General features: G+C 66.1%; 17 protein-coding genes. 7 read left to right on the forward strand and 10 right to left on the reverse strand.

What is annotated here, in order from left to right; all coding sequences use genetic code 11:
• The first annotated feature begins 102 nt into the window (after positions 1–102).
• Both EPL00_RS03215 and EPL00_RS03220 read left to right on the forward strand, forming a co-directional pair.
• Positions 103–336, forward strand: a complete 234-nt coding sequence (locus EPL00_RS03215; protein WP_135851859.1) for a hypothetical protein — start codon at positions 103–105, stop codon at positions 334–336.
• The gene (locus EPL00_RS03220) at positions 329–1,558 is read left to right on the forward strand and encodes a digeranylgeranylglycerophospholipid reductase (protein WP_135851858.1); all 1,230 of its coding nucleotides are present in this window, start codon (positions 329–331) and stop codon (positions 1,556–1,558) included. Before EPL00_RS03215 ends, EPL00_RS03220 begins: the two co-directional genes overlap by 8 nt.
• Positions 1,559–1,617: 59 nt before the next feature.
• On the opposite strand, the gene EPL00_RS03225 is transcribed toward EPL00_RS03220, so the two are convergent.
• From EPL00_RS03225 to EPL00_RS03235, 3 genes are all read right to left on the reverse strand, one after another.
• The gene (locus tag EPL00_RS03225; protein WP_135851857.1) at positions 1,618–2,343 is read right to left on the reverse strand and encodes a CPBP family intramembrane glutamic endopeptidase; all 726 of its coding nucleotides are present in this window, start codon (positions 2,341–2,343) and stop codon (positions 1,618–1,620) included.
• A gap of 85 nt (positions 2,344–2,428) precedes the next feature.
• The gene (locus EPL00_RS03230) at positions 2,429–4,111 is read right to left on the reverse strand and encodes an AMP-binding protein (RefSeq protein ID WP_135851856.1); all 1,683 of its coding nucleotides are present in this window, start codon (positions 4,109–4,111) and stop codon (positions 2,429–2,431) included.
• Positions 4,104–4,952, reverse strand: coding sequence for an alpha/beta fold hydrolase (locus EPL00_RS03235; protein WP_135851855.1), 849 nt, complete (start codon positions 4,950–4,952; stop codon positions 4,104–4,106). Before EPL00_RS03235 ends, EPL00_RS03230 begins: the two co-directional genes overlap by 8 nt.
• Before the next feature lie 87 nt (positions 4,953–5,039).
• Between EPL00_RS03235 and EPL00_RS03240 the strand changes: the two genes are divergently transcribed.
• Positions 5,040–5,441: a MaoC family dehydratase gene (locus EPL00_RS03240; protein WP_135851854.1), complete on the forward strand. Its 402-nt coding sequence runs from the start codon at positions 5,040–5,042 to the stop codon at positions 5,439–5,441.
• A gap of 294 nt (positions 5,442–5,735) precedes the next feature.
• Here the strand turns inward: EPL00_RS03240 and proS are convergent, their stop codons facing one another.
• From proS to katG, 3 genes are all read right to left on the reverse strand, one after another.
• Positions 5,736–7,193 (reverse strand): proline--tRNA ligase, encoded by a 1,458-nt coding sequence (proS, locus tag EPL00_RS03245; protein ID WP_135851853.1) that lies wholly within the window; start codon positions 7,191–7,193, stop codon positions 5,736–5,738.
• A gap of 165 nt (positions 7,194–7,358) precedes the next feature.
• Positions 7,359–8,183 (reverse strand): amidohydrolase family protein, encoded by an 825-nt coding sequence (locus tag EPL00_RS03250; RefSeq protein WP_135851852.1) that lies wholly within the window; start codon positions 8,181–8,183, stop codon positions 7,359–7,361.
• A gap of 105 nt (positions 8,184–8,288) precedes the next feature.
• Positions 8,289–10,424: a catalase/peroxidase HPI gene (katG, locus tag EPL00_RS03255; RefSeq protein WP_135851851.1), complete on the reverse strand. Its 2,136-nt coding sequence runs from the start codon at positions 10,422–10,424 to the stop codon at positions 8,289–8,291.
• A gap of 365 nt (positions 10,425–10,789) precedes the next feature.
• On the opposite strand from katG, the gene EPL00_RS03260 reads away from it, so the two are divergent.
• The gene (locus tag EPL00_RS03260) at positions 10,790–11,221 is read left to right on the forward strand and encodes a DUF7344 domain-containing protein (RefSeq protein WP_202932535.1); all 432 of its coding nucleotides are present in this window, start codon (positions 10,790–10,792) and stop codon (positions 11,219–11,221) included.
• A 25-nt stretch (positions 11,222–11,246) separates the two neighbouring features.
• Here EPL00_RS03260 and EPL00_RS03265 read toward each other — a convergent pair whose 3' ends face one another.
• Positions 11,247–11,639 (reverse strand): DUF7344 domain-containing protein, encoded by a 393-nt coding sequence (locus tag EPL00_RS03265; RefSeq protein ID WP_135851850.1) that lies wholly within the window; start codon positions 11,637–11,639, stop codon positions 11,247–11,249.
• Positions 11,640–11,780: 141 nt separating this feature from the next.
• Between EPL00_RS03265 and EPL00_RS03270 the strand changes: the two genes are divergently transcribed.
• On the forward strand, positions 11,781–12,449 hold the full coding sequence (locus tag EPL00_RS03270) for a helix-turn-helix domain-containing protein (protein WP_135851849.1): 669 nt from the start codon (positions 11,781–11,783) through the stop codon (positions 12,447–12,449).
• 75 nt (positions 12,450–12,524) lie between these two features.
• On the opposite strand, the gene EPL00_RS03275 is transcribed toward EPL00_RS03270, so the two are convergent.
• Together EPL00_RS03275 and EPL00_RS03280 are read right to left on the reverse strand one after the other, a co-directional pair.
• On the reverse strand, positions 12,525–13,475 hold the full coding sequence (locus EPL00_RS03275) for a glycosyltransferase family 2 protein (RefSeq protein ID WP_135851848.1): 951 nt from the start codon (positions 13,473–13,475) through the stop codon (positions 12,525–12,527).
• Between the two features lie 93 nt (positions 13,476–13,568).
• Positions 13,569–14,276: a class I SAM-dependent methyltransferase gene (locus EPL00_RS03280; RefSeq protein WP_135851847.1), complete on the reverse strand. Its 708-nt coding sequence runs from the start codon at positions 14,274–14,276 to the stop codon at positions 13,569–13,571.
• Positions 14,277–14,433: 157 nt separating this feature from the next.
• On the opposite strand from EPL00_RS03280, the gene EPL00_RS23435 reads away from it, so the two are divergent.
• Complete coding sequence (locus EPL00_RS23435; protein WP_202932536.1) at positions 14,434–14,595, forward strand: hypothetical protein; 162 nt, start codon at positions 14,434–14,436, stop codon at positions 14,593–14,595.
• A gap of 31 nt (positions 14,596–14,626) precedes the next feature.
• Here the strand turns inward: EPL00_RS23435 and EPL00_RS03285 are convergent, their stop codons facing one another.
• Positions 14,627–15,028 (reverse strand): PPOX class F420-dependent oxidoreductase, encoded by a 402-nt coding sequence (locus tag EPL00_RS03285; protein WP_135851846.1) that lies wholly within the window; start codon positions 15,026–15,028, stop codon positions 14,627–14,629.
• A gap of 153 nt (positions 15,029–15,181) precedes the next feature.
• On the opposite strand from EPL00_RS03285, the gene EPL00_RS03290 reads away from it, so the two are divergent.
• The gene (locus tag EPL00_RS03290) at positions 15,182–15,451 is read left to right on the forward strand and encodes a MarR family transcriptional regulator (RefSeq protein WP_135851845.1); all 270 of its coding nucleotides are present in this window, start codon (positions 15,182–15,184) and stop codon (positions 15,449–15,451) included.
• Positions 15,452–15,494 lie beyond the last annotated feature (43 nt).

Raw genomic sequence — 15,494 nt, forward strand, 5'->3', positions numbered from 1 at the left:
AGCCGACGTATCCCATCTTTTGCCCGCGTCGGGTCAACAGAATTCCCGTGCGAGTACGTTTGCGTCCGTTTTTTAAGGGAGAGGTGAATACACGCAGTAGAGATGACTGCGGACGAATACGACACCGGCGAGCGGACTTCGCCGAACGACCGGCCGCTGGCCGGTCGTGACCGCGCCGTCGGGGGCGAGGCGGGGAGCGAGGCCGCCCTCCCGGCCGGTTCGCGCGACTGCTTCGACCCCGACCGACTCCTCGGGCCGACCGACGACGCGTCGGTCCGGGAGTTCGGGACAACAACGCCGTCGCCGAATAGCTCCGAGGAGCGACTCTATGTCTGACCACTTCGACGTAGTGATTGCGGGTGCCGGACCGGCGGGCGCACAGTGCGCGCGGGACTTGGCCGAACGGGGCTACGACGTGGTCGTCCTCGAAACCGAGGCCGAAGACGAGTTCCCCGCCCAGAGCAACAAGTCCACGGCCGGGACGTTCCCCTCGATGATGGGGTCGTTCGGCATCCCGGACGACGTGGTGATGAACTACACCGACGACGTGGTGCTAGAATCGCCCAACAACCACTACGTGCGCCACCAGCCCGGTGCGGTCCTCGAATTTGCGGACTTCAAGAACTTCCTCGTGGAGGACGCCCGCGAGGACGGTGCCGAGTACTGGTTCGACGCCCGCGTCTCCAAGCCCATCATGGACGACGGCGACATCGTCGGCGTCCGGTTCAACGGCGACCGAGAGGTTTACGCCGATGTCGTCATCGACGCGACCGGTCCGGCCGCCCCGCTGGCCAAGGACCTCGGCGTGACCGGTCTCGAACGCGAGCATCAGGCCATCGGCGTGGAGTACGAGCTAGAGGGCATCGACATCGACGCCGACGGCTACGCCGACCTCACCGACGCGATGATGCTCCGACTCGACCACGAACTCGCGCCGGGCGGCTACTCGTGGATATTCCACACGGGCGAGGACACCGCGAAGGTCGGACTCTGCTACATCCAGAACGAGGCCCACCGCGACTACGCCAAGGACGGCATGAGCATCGACGGCTACCTCCAGTACTGGCTGGACAACGACCCGCGATTCGCGGACGCCGAGCGCATCGAAGGGAAGCAACACCGCGGGTCGGCCCACATCCAGATGCCCGACGGCTTCAGTACGGACAACTTCATGGCCGTCGGCGACACGGTGCCGACCATCGACCCCCTGTGGGGCGAGGGCATCCACACTTGCATGAAGTCGGGCCGGATGGCGGCGGTCACCGCCGACCGGTGTTTCATGTCGAGCGACCGGGACACCTCCGCGGAGAAGCTGTCTATCTACGACGACCTCTGGCACGAACGCGTCGCCCCGAAGATGCGGCGGCGACTCCTGATGACCCAACTGCTCTATCTCGTGCCCAACCACCGCTACGACACGCTCATCCGGGACCTCAATCGCGTGGACGCCGACGCGCTCCGGAAGGCCAACACCGGGAGCATCCGGGGCATCCTGAAGCTGATTCACACCGACGACATCCCCATCTTGGCGCAGTTCGCCAAGGAACGACTTCTCTGAGGTCTCGGGCGGAGAAGCGTCGTTGGTCACGGCCGACTGGAAGCGGGGTCCGCCCGGTCTCAGAGCGTCAGCCAGTAGAGGCCGTGGATGAGTATCGGCACGACGAGATTCCGGGTCCGTTCGTAGGGGATAGTAAAGGAGAGTCCGCCGACCGCCGTCAGGAGAAGCGAACTCACGCCGCCCGACAGCAGGAAGTGCATCCCTCCGAACAGCAGCGCGCTGATCGAGACCGTTCCGACGAACCCGAAGGCGTCCCGGAGTTTGGCCTGTAGCACCCCGCGATACAACAGTTCCTCCGCGGGAGCCATCACCCCGAACAACAGGACCGTTCCGGGGAGTATCAGAACCGGGTTCCCGGCCAGAAGTTCCCACGTGGCGAGGCCAGCGGCGTGGTGTCCCGTCGATAGACCGGCGGCCGACACCGCGACCCTGCCCAGCGAGGTCAGCGCCTCGTACGCGAACGGGCCGACGAGTATCCAGCCGACCCCTTCGCGGGTCGGGACCCCGACCCGAATGCTCGCGCGGAGGTCGCTCCGCCACCCGAGGTAGACGCCCGCGAGCGCGAGCATTCCGGGTTGGACGAGATACCCCGAGAGGAGGGCGTCGAGCGCGGAGTTCGGCGACGCGACCGCACCATACACGTTCGACATGAGGAGGGCGGAGACGAGTCCCGCGATTGCGCCGCCGAGGGCGACACCAGTGGCGCTGCATACCGCCCCGAACCGAGGAGGGGTCCGGGTGACGAACCGCTCGCGGAGGGTCGAAGAATCGGCGTCGGATTCCATACTCCGTCTCGAGTGTTGTGTGTCAAACTTTTTGGGATATCCTGCGGGGGACCGCCCGCTCCGGGAGGCGGCCGGGCGGTCGGCGCTACTCTCTACCGAACTCCCGCTTGACGGCCTGTCGGTCTATCTTCGAGGGGCCGGAGGTCGGCATCTCGGCGACGAACGCCAGATGGCGCGGGCGCTTGAACCGCGCGAGTTTTCCGTCCAAGAAGTCGGTCAGTTCCTCGAGGGTCAGCGACTCGTCGCCCTGCACGACCGCCTTGCCGACCTGCCCCCACTGGTCGTCGGCGACCGGCACGACGACGACCTCCTCGACCTTCGGGTGGTCGGCGATGCGGTCCTCGACGGCGGCGGGATAGACGTTCTCGCCGCCCGAGACGTACATGTTCTTCTTCCGGCCCTCGATGTAGAAGTAGCCCTCGTCGTCGCGGCGCGCGAGGTCGCCGGTCGAGACCCACCCGGCGGAAGCCGGGTCTTCCGAGCCTTCGCCCGCTTCGCTCGCGGAGACGCCGCCGAACGTCTCGGCGGTCTCGGCCTCGTTGCGCCAGTAGCGGTCGGCGGCGTGGGGACTCGCCAGTTCGAGTTCGCCGATTTCGCCCGCCGGGAGTTCTCGGCCCTCGTCGTCGGCGACTCGGGCGTCGGCGTGCATCACGGGGACGCCCACGCTGTCGGCCTTCTCGCGGGGCCAGCCGTCGGGCATCGTGAAGTTGTTCGGGCCGCACTCGGTCAGCCCGTAGCCCTGCGAGAGGTCCACGTCTCTCTCCCACCACTCCTCCATGACGGACTCGCGGCAGGGACCGCCGCCCGACTTGGCGAACCGGAGCGTCGAGAGGTCGGTATCCGCCCAGTCGTCGTGTCGAGTCATCATCCGGAGGACCGCGGGGACGGCCACGAGAACCGTCGCGCCCTCCGATTCCACGAGGTGTAGGACCTCGCTCGGTTCGAATTCGCGGGCAATGACGACCGTCGCGCCGAGGTGGAACAGCGGGAGCGTCAGGACGTTCCAGCCGCCGGTGTGGAACATGGGGAACACCATCGGCGTCACGTCCTCGGGGCGCAGGCCCCACGCCGTGATGGTGTTGAACGAGTTCCAGAGGAGCGACCCGTGGGTCAGGACGGTCTCCTTGGGAACCCCGGTCGAACCGCCGGTGTGGAGAAAGAGATGCGGGTCGTCCATCGACACGTCGGCGGTCTCGACGGGCGAGGAGTCCTCGGGGAGCGCGTCGGTCCACGGGTCGAACGTCGCCCGCGACCCGGACGCCGACGCCTCGGCGTCCGAGTCCGAATCGTCCGCGGACAGCGACAGTATCGAGCAGTCGAACGCGCGGGCCTCGTGGTCCAGCACGTCGGCCGCGAGGTCGGTAAACGGTTCCTCCACGACGAGGAGCGCCGGGTCCACGTCGTTCAGCATCTCGACCAGTTCGCCCGCGGCGAGGCGATGGGAGAGGGGCGCGAGAACCCCGCCGGTCTTCGCCGTGGCGAAAAACAGGTCCACGAGTTCCGGACGGTTGCGCGAGAGGACCGCCACGCGCTCGCCGGTCTCCTCGTCGGCTGTCACGCTTTCGCCGTCCGTCACGCCTTGGTCGTCGGTCACGCCCTCGTCTCGCAGGAGTCGCGCGGTCCGGTTGGCTCGCCGGTCCAACTCGGCGTAGGTGTAGCGTTCGCCGGTCGTCGCGTCCACCAGTCCGACCGCGTCGGGCGAGAGTTGCGCGCGCTTCTCGCTCCACGCGCCCACCCAGTCGTAGGGGCGCTCGCGGTGGCTAAACATCGTGCAGGAACTCCGCGAGGCGGTCGTTCACGTCCTCGGCCTGCTCGATGAAGAAGAGATGCGACCCCTCCTCGAAGATAGCGAGTCGAGCGTTCGGCAGGCCCCCGTCCAGTAGGTCGGCGTTCCCGACCGGAAGCACTCGGTCTGCGGTCCCGTGCGCGACGAGCGTTGGCGCGTCGATTTGGTCCAGTCGGTCGCTCGCGTCGAACTGCGCGACGGCGGCGGCCTGCGCTTCGCGGCCCGCGTCGCTCGCGTCGCCCGCCAATCGCCAGTCCACGATATCCGCGACGAGGTCGTCGTTCGCCTCCCAGAACTCGTCGGTCATCGCGGGTTCCATCTTGTACCGGATGGTCTCGCGCTCGTCGGCCTCCTCGGGCACGCCGAACATCCGGGCTTGGGTCTCCTCGGGGGTCGGTATCGCGTCGTCGCCGCCGGGACTGGTGCAGAGCAGGACGAGGGATTCGGCTCGGTCGTAGTCGAGTGCGTACTGCTGGGCTATCATCCCGCCCATGCTCGCGCCGACGACGTGGGCGCGCTCGGCGTCGGCCGCGTCGAGGACCGCTTCGAGGTCGCTTGCCATCTGTGCGACGGTGTACGGGCCGTCCGGTTCGTCGGAGTCGCCGGTCCCGCGGTTGTCCCAGACGACGACCCGGTAGCCCTCCTCGGCGAGTCGGTCTCGCTGCCAGCGCCACATCCACCGGCCGTAGCCCAGTCCCTCCACGAGGACGACCGTCTCGGCGTCGCCTTCCCGGTCCTCCGAGTCGGCGTCGTCCTCCTGATTCCCGTCCGGGTCGGTAGTCTCGTAGTAGAGTGAAACCCCGTCGTTGTCCGCGTAAGGCATGATGGAAGCCACGAAGGAGTCCGCCTTGAAATCCCTGTTTCACATGTTAACCTCCGGATTGATTCACCAGCGGGCGCGAGTTCCACCATGCCCGTCGCAACTCTCGACGACACCGCGGAGGCGAGTCTGACAGTCACAGAGGAGACCATCGACGCCTACGCCGACCTGACCGGCGACGACAACCCCATCCACCGCGACGACGAGTACGCCGCCGAGACGTTCTTCGGCGGCCGGGTCGCCCACGGGATGCTCTCGGCGGGCGTCGTCAGCGCCGCGCTCGCGGACCTCCCCGGCGACATCGTCTACCTCTCGCAGGACCTCGACTTCGAGAATCCGGTCCGGCCCGGCCAGACCGTGACCGCGACGGTGACTGTCGAGGAGGACTTGGGCGACGACAGGCTTCGAGTCGAGACGATTGCCGAAACCGAAGACCAGCAGGCTCTCTCTGGCGAAGCTATCGTCATGTCAGTACCACACGAGAGCGAGTGACCGACCTTCTTCGCTCGACTCCACTTGCCACGTCGGCGCACGCTGGCGCGGCCTCACGGTTCGAGGCCGCGCCAACCGCGCGAGGGACGAGGACCGCAACGAAGTGAGGACCGCAGTCGGTTGGGGAGGGTGTGGCCCGCGGTCCGGTTGCGGTGCGGTAGACTCCTTTGCTCAAGCCTGAAGCTAGCTTTCCTCTGTTACTTTCGGTTACGAGACCGGTCGAATACTCCCGACAGAGACTACTACTCTCGATAGAAGCGGAAAACCGACAGAAAACCGAAGAACGAGCGATTTTCAGTACGACTTCGCGAAGTACGCCGTCTCGCAGGCCTCGTCGCCGCAGACGCCACACTCGTCGCCGATCGGCTCCTCGTCGCGGTCCATCGGGAGCATCACGATTTCGGCGGCGATCTCCTCTTTGATGACCTGCTCGCAGGCTTGGTCGCCACACCACGGCGTCTTGACGTAGCCGCCGTGCTGGCCGATGGTCCCGAGGATTTGGGAGGTCTCGTAGGCCTCGCGCACGTTCTCCTCCAGATTCTCCTTGGCGGCGTCGTAGAGCTTCGCGTACACTTGGTCGAAGTGACTCCGGATGGTCTCGCCGACGTTCTCGCGGTCCTCCACGGTGTCCTCGCCGTCGGGTCGGTGGACGACGGTCAACTCGTCGTCTTCGACCTCGTTGGGACCGATTTCGACGCGGACGGGGACGCCCTTCAGCTCCCACTCGTTGAACTTGAAGCCGGGATTACGCTCGTCGCGGTCGTCCAACTCGACGCGCACGTCGGCGTCTTCGAGGTCGTCGGCGACCTCCTCGGCGTAGTCGAGTACCTCCTCGCGGTTGTCTTCGTTCCAGATGGGGACGATGACGACCTGCTCGGGCGCGATTTCGGGCGGGCAGACGAACCCTTGGTCGTCGGAGTGGGTCATGATGAGCGCGCCGAGCGCGCGCCACGAGAGGCCCCACGAGGTCGTGTGGGCGACCGCTTCCTCTTCCTCCTCGTCGGTGTAGGTCAGGTCGTAGGCCTCCGCGAAGCCCTGCCCGAGATAGTGGGAGGTACCGCCTTGGACGGACTTGCCGTCGGGCATCAGCGCCTCGACGGTCGTCGTGGTGTCCGCGCCGGGGAACTTGTCGTGGGGCGGCTTGCGGCCGCGCATGACCGGGATGGCCAGCACGTCCTCGTAGAGGTTCTCGTACTGGTCGAGGCGGGTCATCGTCTCGTCCCACGCCTCGTCCTCGCTCTCGTGGGCGGTGTGGCCCTCCTGCCAGAGGAACTCCTTGGTCCGGAAGAACGGCTTGGTCTCGGTGGCCTCCCACCGGATGACGCTACACCACTGGTTCAGGCGCAGGGGCAGGTCGCGGTGGCTCCGCACCCAGTCGCTCATGAACGGCGTGATGATGGACTCGCTGGTGGGTCGGAAGGCGAGGCGCTCTTCCAGTTCGTCGTGGCCGCCGTGCGTGACCCACGCGACCTCGGGGTCGAACCCTTCCACGATGTCACTCTCGCGTTCGAGGAAGCTCTCGGGGATGAGCGCGGGGAAGTAGGCGTTCTGCGCGCCGGTCTGCTTGAACTTCTCGTCCAAGTGGTCCTGAACGCCCTCCCAGAGGGCGTAGCCGCGAGGACGGGTGACGATGAACCCGCCCATCGGCGCGTAGTCGGCGAGTTCGGCCTTCGTGACGACTTCCGCGTACCAGTCTCCGGGATTGTACTCTTTCCGCTCGGTGATGCCGAGTTCTTGCTCGTCGTCGCTCATTGACTACTGGTTTCTTCGATGTGGTCTTAAAGGCGATGAAGCTGTGGGAACAGTTCGAGGGGCGGAAAATCCGGCCGGAGACGAGAGTACTCCGCGGACAGGAACTACTCGCCGCACGCCGGACGGGTAGGCGAACGGCGAGGAGACCGCGAGCGACGGCGACGCTCAGAAGTCGCGGGGCAACGAGTCCCCGAGGAGTCGCCGGGCGTTCTTGTCGAAGACCTTCCGCATGGCGTCCTCGGGCACGTCGAGGGTCAGAATCTCCATGACGGCGACGTTAGGGTGGGAACTCGGGGCACCGCTCCCGAACAGCACGCGGTCGGGATGTTCCATCATCGCCCGTTCCAAGAGGTCCCGATACCGGACGTAGCTCGTGTCGAGATAGCAGTCGTCGTGGTGTTCGAGGAGGTCCACCGCCTCGGCCATCAGGTCCCGGTCGAGCGGGTGGCCGCCGAAGTGAGCCAAGACGACCGGCAACGACCGCGAGAGGAGGGCCTCCTCGGCCGCGGCGGGCGCGAACCCCTCGCCGCCGTGGACGAGAACGGGGAGGCCGACCTCCTCTAACTGGTCTAGGGTCTCGTCGTCGGGCAGGCCGTCCTCGGCGGGGTTCAGCTTGAACCCGTGGAAGCGGTCGTCGTAGGCGTACTGCTCTACGTCCTCCGGCGAGGTGTGGTGGTCCTTCCGACGCGCCGTGAGGTTGCGCAACCGCGACGAGGCCCGGTCGGCGGGGTCGCGCGGGCCGTTGATGCGAGCGAACGCGAGGAACGGTCGGTCCACGCTCCGCCGGGCGACGGCGTTGTTCGCGCTGACGTAACTGCCGCCGTCGCGCGCGCCGGGGAACACCACCGACCGGACGACGCCCGCTTGATGCATCTCTCGTTCTAACCTGTCGGGACTGATGGCCCGCCCGCGGGTCTGGACGCCCCCGGCGTCTGCGTCGAGGCGCGCGTGTACGTCCACCACCCGGAAGCGATGCTCCAACTCCAGCATCGTATCGGGGTTCGGAATTACCCTATTTTTTACTGTCGGTTGGGTGCGTCGCGGACCGAAAGAACAGAAAGCGGTCGGGAGACTATCCGCGGAACGCTCGGGAACTCACTCCAGATCGAAGCGGTCGAGAGTCATCACTTTGTGCCACGCGTCCACGAAGTCCTGCACGAACTTCTCCTCGGCGTCGTCGGCCGCGTAAACGTCTGCGAGGGCGCGGAGTCGGGAGTGGGACCCGAAGATGAGGTCCACGCGCGAGGCCTTCCACTCGACATCGCCCGTCTCGCGGTCGCGGACCTCGAAGACTTCACTGTCTTCCGAGACCGGTTCCCACTCGTAGCTCATGTCCAGCACGTTCGCGAAGAAGTCGTTGGTCAGCGTCTCCGACTCGTCGGTGAAGACGCCGAGGTCGGACTGCTGGTAGTTCGCGCCCAGCGTCCGCATGCCGCCGAGGAGAACCGTCATCTCGGGCGGGGTCAGGTCCAGCAGGTCCGCCTTGTCCACCAGCAGTTCCTCCGCCGGTTCGTCGACGCCGCTCTCGACGTAGTTGCGGAAGCCGTCCGCCTTCGGCTTGAGCGCCTCGAAGGACTCGATGTCGGTCTGCTCGTCGGAGGCGTCCACGCGACCCGGCTCGAAGGGAACCGTCACGTCGTACCCGGCGTCTGCCGCCGCCTGCTCGACGGCCGCGTTGCCGCCCAGCACGATGAGGTCCGCGAGCGAGACCCGCGTGTCGTCGGATTGGGAGTCGTTGAACTCCGCCTGAATCCCTTCGAGGGTCTCCAGCACGGTCTCCAGCTCTGCTGGCTCGTTCACTTCCCAGCTCTTCTGGGGTTCGAGTCGGATGCGGGCACCGTTCACGCCACCGCGCTTGTCGCTGTCGCGGTACGTCGAGGCCGCCGCCCACGCGGTCTTGACCAACTGGGAGACCGAGAGGTCCGAGTCGAGAATCTCCTCTTTGAGGTCGGCGGCGTCGTCCTCGCCAATGAGGTCGTAGTCGGCGTCGGGGAGCGGGTCCTGCCACAGCATCTCCTCGTCGGGGACTTCCGGGCCGACGAGTCGCTCGGGCGGTCCCATGTCGCGGTGAGTCAGCTTGTACCACGCCTTGGCGAAGTTGATGCCGAACTCCATCGGGTTGTCTTGGAAGCGTTCGAGAATCTCCCGGTAGTCCGGGTCGCGCTTCAGCGCAACGTCCGTCGTGAGCATCATCGGCGTCACGGTGTCGTCGTCGTGGGCCGCCTGCGCGGAGTCGCGAAGCTCCTCGTCCACCGGGAGCCACTGCCACGCGCCGCCGGGGCCTTTCTGGGCCGCCCACTCGTAGTCCAGCAGGTTGTCGATGTAGCCCGAGTCCCACTGGGTCGGGGCCTGCGTCCACGGTCCCTCGATACCGCTGGTGATGGTGTCGCCACCTTTGCCCGAACCGTAGTCGCTCTCCCAGCCGAGGCCCTGCTGCTCGATGGGCGCGGCTTCCGGCTCCGGACCGACGTGTTCGTCGGGGTCGGCGGCACCGTGGACCTTGCCGAACGTGTGTCCGCCAGCGATGAGCGCGACGGTCTCCTCGTCGTTCATCGCCATCCGGCCGAACGACTCGCGGATGTTCTCCGCCGACGCCTCGGGGTCGGGATTCCCGTCCGGGCCTTCCGGGTTCACGTAGATGAGGCCCATGACGGTGGCACCGAGACCCTCTTGGAGTTCGCCGTCCTCGAAGCGCTCGGACGCTTCCATCTCGCTCTCGGGACCCCACCAGACGGCCTCGTCGGGCTTGTAGGCGTCCTCGCGGCCGCCGCCGAAGCCGAACGTCTTGCCGCCCATCGACTCGATGGCGACGTTCCCGGCGAGAATCATCAGGTCGGCCCACGAGAGTTTCCGGCCGTACTTCTGCTTGACCGGCCAGAGCAGTCGGCGAGCCTTGTCGAGGTTCGCGTTGTCCGGCCAACTGTTGAGCGGCGGGAGGCGCTGGGCACCCTCGGATGCGCCGCCCCGGCCGTCGCTGGTGCGGTAGGTACCGGCGCTGTGCCACGCCATTCGGATAAAGAGCGGCCCGTAGTGGCCGTAGTCGGCTGGCCACCAGTCTTGGGAGGTCGTCATGACCTCCTCGATGTCGTCTTTCACCGCTTCGAGGTCGAGTTTCTCGAACTCCTCGGCGTAGTCGAACTCCTCGCCCATCGGACCCACTTGCTGGGCGTTCTGGTCGAGTACGTCCAAATCCAACTGATTCGGCCACCAGTCGTGGTTAGACCTTTGCATCGTCCGACGGTTACCACTTTCGCATATTAAGATTTTCTACTTCGATAACGAAGTCTTCGCTACGACCAAAGTATTCTTCGGAATTGATGAACCACCTTTGGGCAGTGGACTCGTGTGGGGTGTTCGGCACGTCCGACGAGACAGGTCCCCGATTTCGGTTTCGAGGGAACAAAGGGGTTTGACTTCGGCCCGTGGTCGTGAGGGTGAAACGTCACTCGCTCTCGGGCGGTCGCGTTAACTTTGGTGCGAATTGTACCAGACGGCGAAGGCTTACAACTACGATTTAGCGGTTCTGGCGACCAGTTCCCCGTGGTATGCAAAACGATTAGGGACACCGCGACGATATGTACGCGGGGCGGAACCTGATGTCAGAAAACGGGGAAAACGGGAGCGACGCGGGCGACGACCGGGACGAGGAGAGCGAGCGCGACGACCGGCGAGACCACGGGGACTCGTCGGCGGACCGACCGGCCGAGAGGGTGACGCTCTCGCTCGACGCGACGCTCGAACTCCTCGCTAACCACGACCGGCGGGCCGTCCTCTCGTATCTGCGCGAGGGGTCCGACCGGACTGCGACGGTCGACGAACTCACCGACTATCTCGTCGAGCGACGCACGGTCCGGACCGGCGAGCGACCGGCCCGAAGTCACGTCCGCTCGACGCTCCACCACATCCACGTCCCGAAACTCGTGGACGCGGGCGTGGTCGATTACGACCCTCGCACCGAGGAGGTCCGATATTGGGGAAGCGAGCGACTCGAAACGTGGCACGACCGTATCGAACGCGACGAGGAGTGACCGGCCGCGACGCGGCGCTGGCGGGCTACTCGGGGACGTTTCTCGCGAGCGCGTCGGCCGACTGGTTCGCGCTGGCCGACGGTAGCGACTCGCTATCGAGTTCCTGCTGGGCGGCGACCGTGAGAAGCGGTTCGAGCGTGTTGACGCCGTCGGCGAGCGACACCGCCTCGTCGGTGCCCGAGTACTCGACTACCTCGGCCTCCGAGAGTTTCGGGAGGTGCGTGTGAACCAGCGAAGCCATCGCGCGCTGTCGGTCCTCGGCGAGACCGACGGCGGTGACGGTGTCCCCGAGTTCGCGGACCGACGCCGGGCCTCCTCGTCGGAGGGCGTAGACGACGTGTCGTCGGTACGCGCTACGAAGGAGTTCGCACGAGCGGTCGATTCGCTCGCTGACAGTTGTCCTGTCCTGTTGTGCCATCGAGCTACGTTTCTCCCATGACGGACTTAAAGCGCGGATTCGTTCCCGTACCGTTTTGCGTCTTCGTTCGCGCTGTTGCAACCGTTTCAGGCGGTTGCTGGCGAACCCCACGGTTAACCATCCCGGCGTCGTAACGCCGCTATGACTCTCATTGCGGACTTCTATCTGGAGACGCCGGTTCTCCGACCGGCGTTGGAAGCCGCTCCGGAGATGGACGTTACTATCGAACAACAGACCTCCAGAGCGTTCAAGCCGTTCGCGCTGGCGTTCTGGGCGTCGAACGGCGACTTCGAGGCGTTCGACGCCGGACTCGCCGACGACCCGACTATCGGTGACGTGACCCTCCTCGCGGAGATGGAAGACCAGCGACTCTATCAGGTCGAGTTGACCGACGAGGGCGACGAGCAGATGACCTACCACTCGTGGGCCGACCAAGGCGGCGTGTTCGTCTCGTCGGAGCGAGCGGGCGACGGGTGGCGCTCGCGCATCCGGTTTCCCGACCGCGACAGCCTCCGGAACTACGCGGACTTCTGCGAGGAACACGGACTGACCTTCGAACTCCGGCAGTTGTACGACGCGGGCGAACCGGACGACGACTCGTTCGGCCTGACCGACCGCCAGTACGAGACGCTCCGAACCGCGACCGAGATGGGGTACTTCGACGTGCCGCGGGCGGTCGAGTTGGAGGACCTCGCCGACCGACTGGGCGTCTCCCGACAGGCGGTCTCCGAACGACTCCGGCGAGCGACCGAGACGCTGGTCCGGGCGACCATCTTCCGCCAAGGAGCGGTGCGCGACCGCGACGAGTAGTTCGCGGTGCGCTCGCCGCGACGGACGAGTCACGGCGCGTCGGCGAGGCGTCGGCGACGAGGCTCCGGCAACGAGTTACTGCTCGGGCTCCTCGACGGCCTCGTCGGGCGTCTCCTGCTCCCGCCAGTCGTACAGTTCGACCGCGCGGTCGGCGCGCGCCGAGAGTCCCGAGGGGTTTCTGGCGTTACTCCGGTCGCGAAGCCGCGACCAGAGGCCGTCTTTGCACCCGACCGCGATGCTCGCCGTCACGCGCTTGCCGCTCCCTATCCACCCCGAGGGCGTCTGGTCGCCCCGAATCACGTCGGCCGCGTTCGACGCGGCGTCGGCGGTGGCGTCCCGGAGCGTCCGCCCGAGGACGCCCGGCCGCGGGCCGTAGTTCTTCACGAGTCGGTACGCCAGTGCGCGGTACTTCCACCCCCAGTCGCGGTCCTCGTCGTCGTCCTCGTCGCCGTCGTCGTGGATGACGCAGACCGACGACGACCACTCCACGTCGTAGTCGTTGGCCGCGAGTCGGTGCGCGCAGTCGCGCGCCCCGCCGGTGACGAGGTACTCGTCGAAGCCGTCCACCGCGTCGATGGTCTCGCGGGTGAACGCGACGTTGCCGCCGTCGAAGTAGGTCACGTCCCGGCCGTCGATGGTCCGGGACTCCTCGGACTCGGTGGTCACGCCCGCCCGGACCGAGCGGTGGACCGGTCCCGTCACCGCGTCGGTGTCGGGGTCGGCGAGCGCCTCGCGGACGCCCTCTGTCCACGAGGGTTCGACCGCGTTGTCCTGTCCGACCAGCGCGACGGCGTCGCCGCTGGCCGCGGAGAGTCCGGCGTTGCGCGCGACGTTGAGTTTCCGGTCCGAGACCTCGACCAGTACGTCCACGTCACCGCGCTCTCGTATCATCCCGGTGGTCCCGTCGGCCGAAGGGCCGTTGACGACGACGACCTCGGCGTCGGGAGCGTGGGCCGCGAGCGCGTCGAGACACGACGCGAGTCGCTCGCGGCCGTTGAGCGTCGGAACCACCACGGATAGCTCCATACCCCCGAATCTCCCGCCCGAGGGTTAAAAACGGTTCGGCCTCTGGCAGCGACCTGTCGAAGAGAGAATAGCTCTGCGGAGGCCGTCCGGGACCTACTCGACGCGGGTGTTCCAGTAGGAGACCGACGCGAAGTAGTCGCCGACCGGCGACTCCCCGATGGACGTGTCGAGGTCCCGAATCGGTCCCGCGATTGCGCCGGGAATCTTCCGGTAGAAGCCGTAGGGCAGAATCCAGTCGTGTTCGGCGTCCACGAGATGGAGGTCGGCCTCGTCCAGCAGTTTGTCCACGTCATCCCGCGAGTAGAGGTGCGACCCCATCGGGAGCAACCAGTTGTAGACGCTCCGGGTACTCCGGGCGTTGAACGTGTCGAAGACGACTCGCTCCTTGGCGACCCGACGCATCTCCGACAGGAAGGTCGCGGGCGTGTCCGCCAGATGGAAGAAACGCATGGCGAACACGGTGTCGAAGTGGTCGTCGGGGAACGGGAGTCGCCCGGCGTCTCCTCGCATGAATTCGAGGTGGTCGGCGACTCCGGCGTCCTGTGCCTTCTGTCGGCCCTGTTGGAGCATCGCGGCCGAGATGTCCAACCCGACGATGTCGGCCCCGCGCTCGGCCAACATGACGGTGAATCTGCCGGTACCGCAGGCTATCTCCAAGACCTTCTGGTCGTCCAGCGGGCCGATGGCGTCGAGGACGGCCTGTTTCTCCCGGCGGTCGATGAGGCGTCCACCACGGGAGAATCGCTTGTCTTCGTACTCCTCGGCGACTTCGTCGGCCTGATACCACTCCGCTCCTTTCACGATTCTCCTTTCGATATAGTCCACGGGGGGACTAAAACGGTATTGGAACCGTCTCGTCGGCGACCACTTCGCGCGGCGAGACGACCCGACTCCTCGCCCGACCGGACGAACTTCTTTGGTCCTCGGGACCGTACCACACGCGACGGAGCGTACGACGATGACCACCTGCAAGGGATGCGGACGCCACCTCGACGCGGCGGACCTCGTTCGCCACGAGCGAGGCCGGTTCGTGGTCGTCCACTGTCCGGACTGCAAGTGCTTGCTCGGGCGATACAACCGTCACGGCGACGACCCGCGGACGGACCGATTGGGAGAGTAGCGCCCCCGGCCGTCACGTTCCGGCGGTCCGCCTACTCGCCGCTCGTGACCACGCGGTCGGGTCGAATCCGGATTATCACTCGCGGGCCGGACTCCTCGCCGTGATGGGGGTACTCCTCGGCGTCCATGTAGCGTCGCGCGAGTTCGTCGATGTGTTCGACCGCGCCCTCCTCGGTGACTTCGACCGCTTCGCCGCGGACCGAGACGTAGCGGTACGGGTTATCGGGGTCCATCACGCAGAGTCCCACCTTGGGGTCGCGCTCGACGTTCTTCTCTTTCTGACGACCGCGGGCAGTGTTGACCAGCAGGTGGTCGTCGTCTCGGTCTATCCAGACCGGCGTCACCTGCGGCGTGCCTTCCGGCATCAGGGTGGCGAAGTTGGCGAACGTCTCGCGCTCGAACAGGTCGTGGAACGACTCGGGAATCGACTCCATACCGAACCAGACGAGTTCGGACGACGTAATAATTGCCGACCCGGCAGGCGCGGAAAATAATTTAAGGTGACATAATATGTCCTTAAGGAGTTTAGAGTGTACTGATAAACATATAGCCAACATTTACCCGTCTCTTCCGGAGTGAGGTTAGGTATGAGTACGACCACGGACGAGTCACCCGTCGCCGAGCAGTTATCAGACGACTTCCGCGAACGCCTGCGCGAACTCCCCCCGAGCGCCAAGTTGGTCGCCAAGGTACTGGAGACTGATGCACCCCTCTCGCAGGGCCAACTCGCCGAGGAGTCCCTGCTTCCGGACCGGACGGTCCGCTACGCCCTGAACCGTCTCGAAGACGAGGACCTCGTGGATTCGCGCTACAGTTTCCAAGACGCCCGCAAGCAGGTCTACTTCCTCGACCGCTGACCTGACCCGGCCCGAGTACACGTACCTACACTTTTCTGCCCGG

The organism is Halorussus salinus (assembly GCF_004765815.2).
Taxonomy (GTDB): Archaea; Halobacteriota; Halobacteria; order Halobacteriales; family Haladaptataceae; genus Halorussus; species Halorussus salinus.

Coding starts and splice junctions, on each gene's coding strand:
- EPL00_RS03250 (WP_135851852.1), bottom strand. CDS start 8,183: ATGCTGGAGTTGGAGCATCGCTTCCGGGTGGTGGACGTACACGCGCGC.
- proS (WP_135851853.1), bottom strand. CDS start 7,193: ATGAGCGACGACGAGCAAGAACTCGGCATCACCGAGCGGAAAGAGTAC.
- EPL00_RS03215 (WP_135851859.1), top strand. CDS start 103: ATGACTGCGGACGAATACGACACCGGCGAGCGGACTTCGCCGAACGAC.
- EPL00_RS03230 (WP_135851856.1), bottom strand. CDS start 4,111: ATGTTTAGCCACCGCGAGCGCCCCTACGACTGGGTGGGCGCGTGGAGC.
- EPL00_RS03285 (WP_135851846.1), bottom strand. CDS start 15,028: ATGGAGTCGATTCCCGAGTCGTTCCACGACCTGTTCGAGCGCGAGACG.
- EPL00_RS23435 (WP_202932536.1), top strand. CDS start 14,434: ATGACCACCTGCAAGGGATGCGGACGCCACCTCGACGCGGCGGACCTC.
- EPL00_RS03240 (WP_135851854.1), top strand. CDS start 5,040: ATGCCCGTCGCAACTCTCGACGACACCGCGGAGGCGAGTCTGACAGTC.
- EPL00_RS03265 (WP_135851850.1), bottom strand. CDS start 11,639: ATGGCACAACAGGACAGGACAACTGTCAGCGAGCGAATCGACCGCTCG.
- EPL00_RS03225 (WP_135851857.1), bottom strand. CDS start 2,343: ATGGAATCCGACGCCGATTCTTCGACCCTCCGCGAGCGGTTCGTCACC.
- EPL00_RS03290 (WP_135851845.1), top strand. CDS start 15,182: ATGAGTACGACCACGGACGAGTCACCCGTCGCCGAGCAGTTATCAGAC.
- EPL00_RS03235 (WP_135851855.1), bottom strand. CDS start 4,952: ATGCCTTACGCGGACAACGACGGGGTTTCACTCTACTACGAGACTACC.
- EPL00_RS03275 (WP_135851848.1), bottom strand. CDS start 13,475: ATGGAGCTATCCGTGGTGGTTCCGACGCTCAACGGCCGCGAGCGACTC.
- EPL00_RS03270 (WP_135851849.1), top strand. CDS start 11,781: ATGACTCTCATTGCGGACTTCTATCTGGAGACGCCGGTTCTCCGACCG.
- EPL00_RS03220 (WP_135851858.1), top strand. CDS start 329: ATGTCTGACCACTTCGACGTAGTGATTGCGGGTGCCGGACCGGCGGGC.
- EPL00_RS03260 (WP_202932535.1), top strand. CDS start 10,790: ATGTCAGAAAACGGGGAAAACGGGAGCGACGCGGGCGACGACCGGGAC.
- katG (WP_135851851.1), bottom strand. CDS start 10,424: ATGCAAAGGTCTAACCACGACTGGTGGCCGAATCAGTTGGATTTGGAC.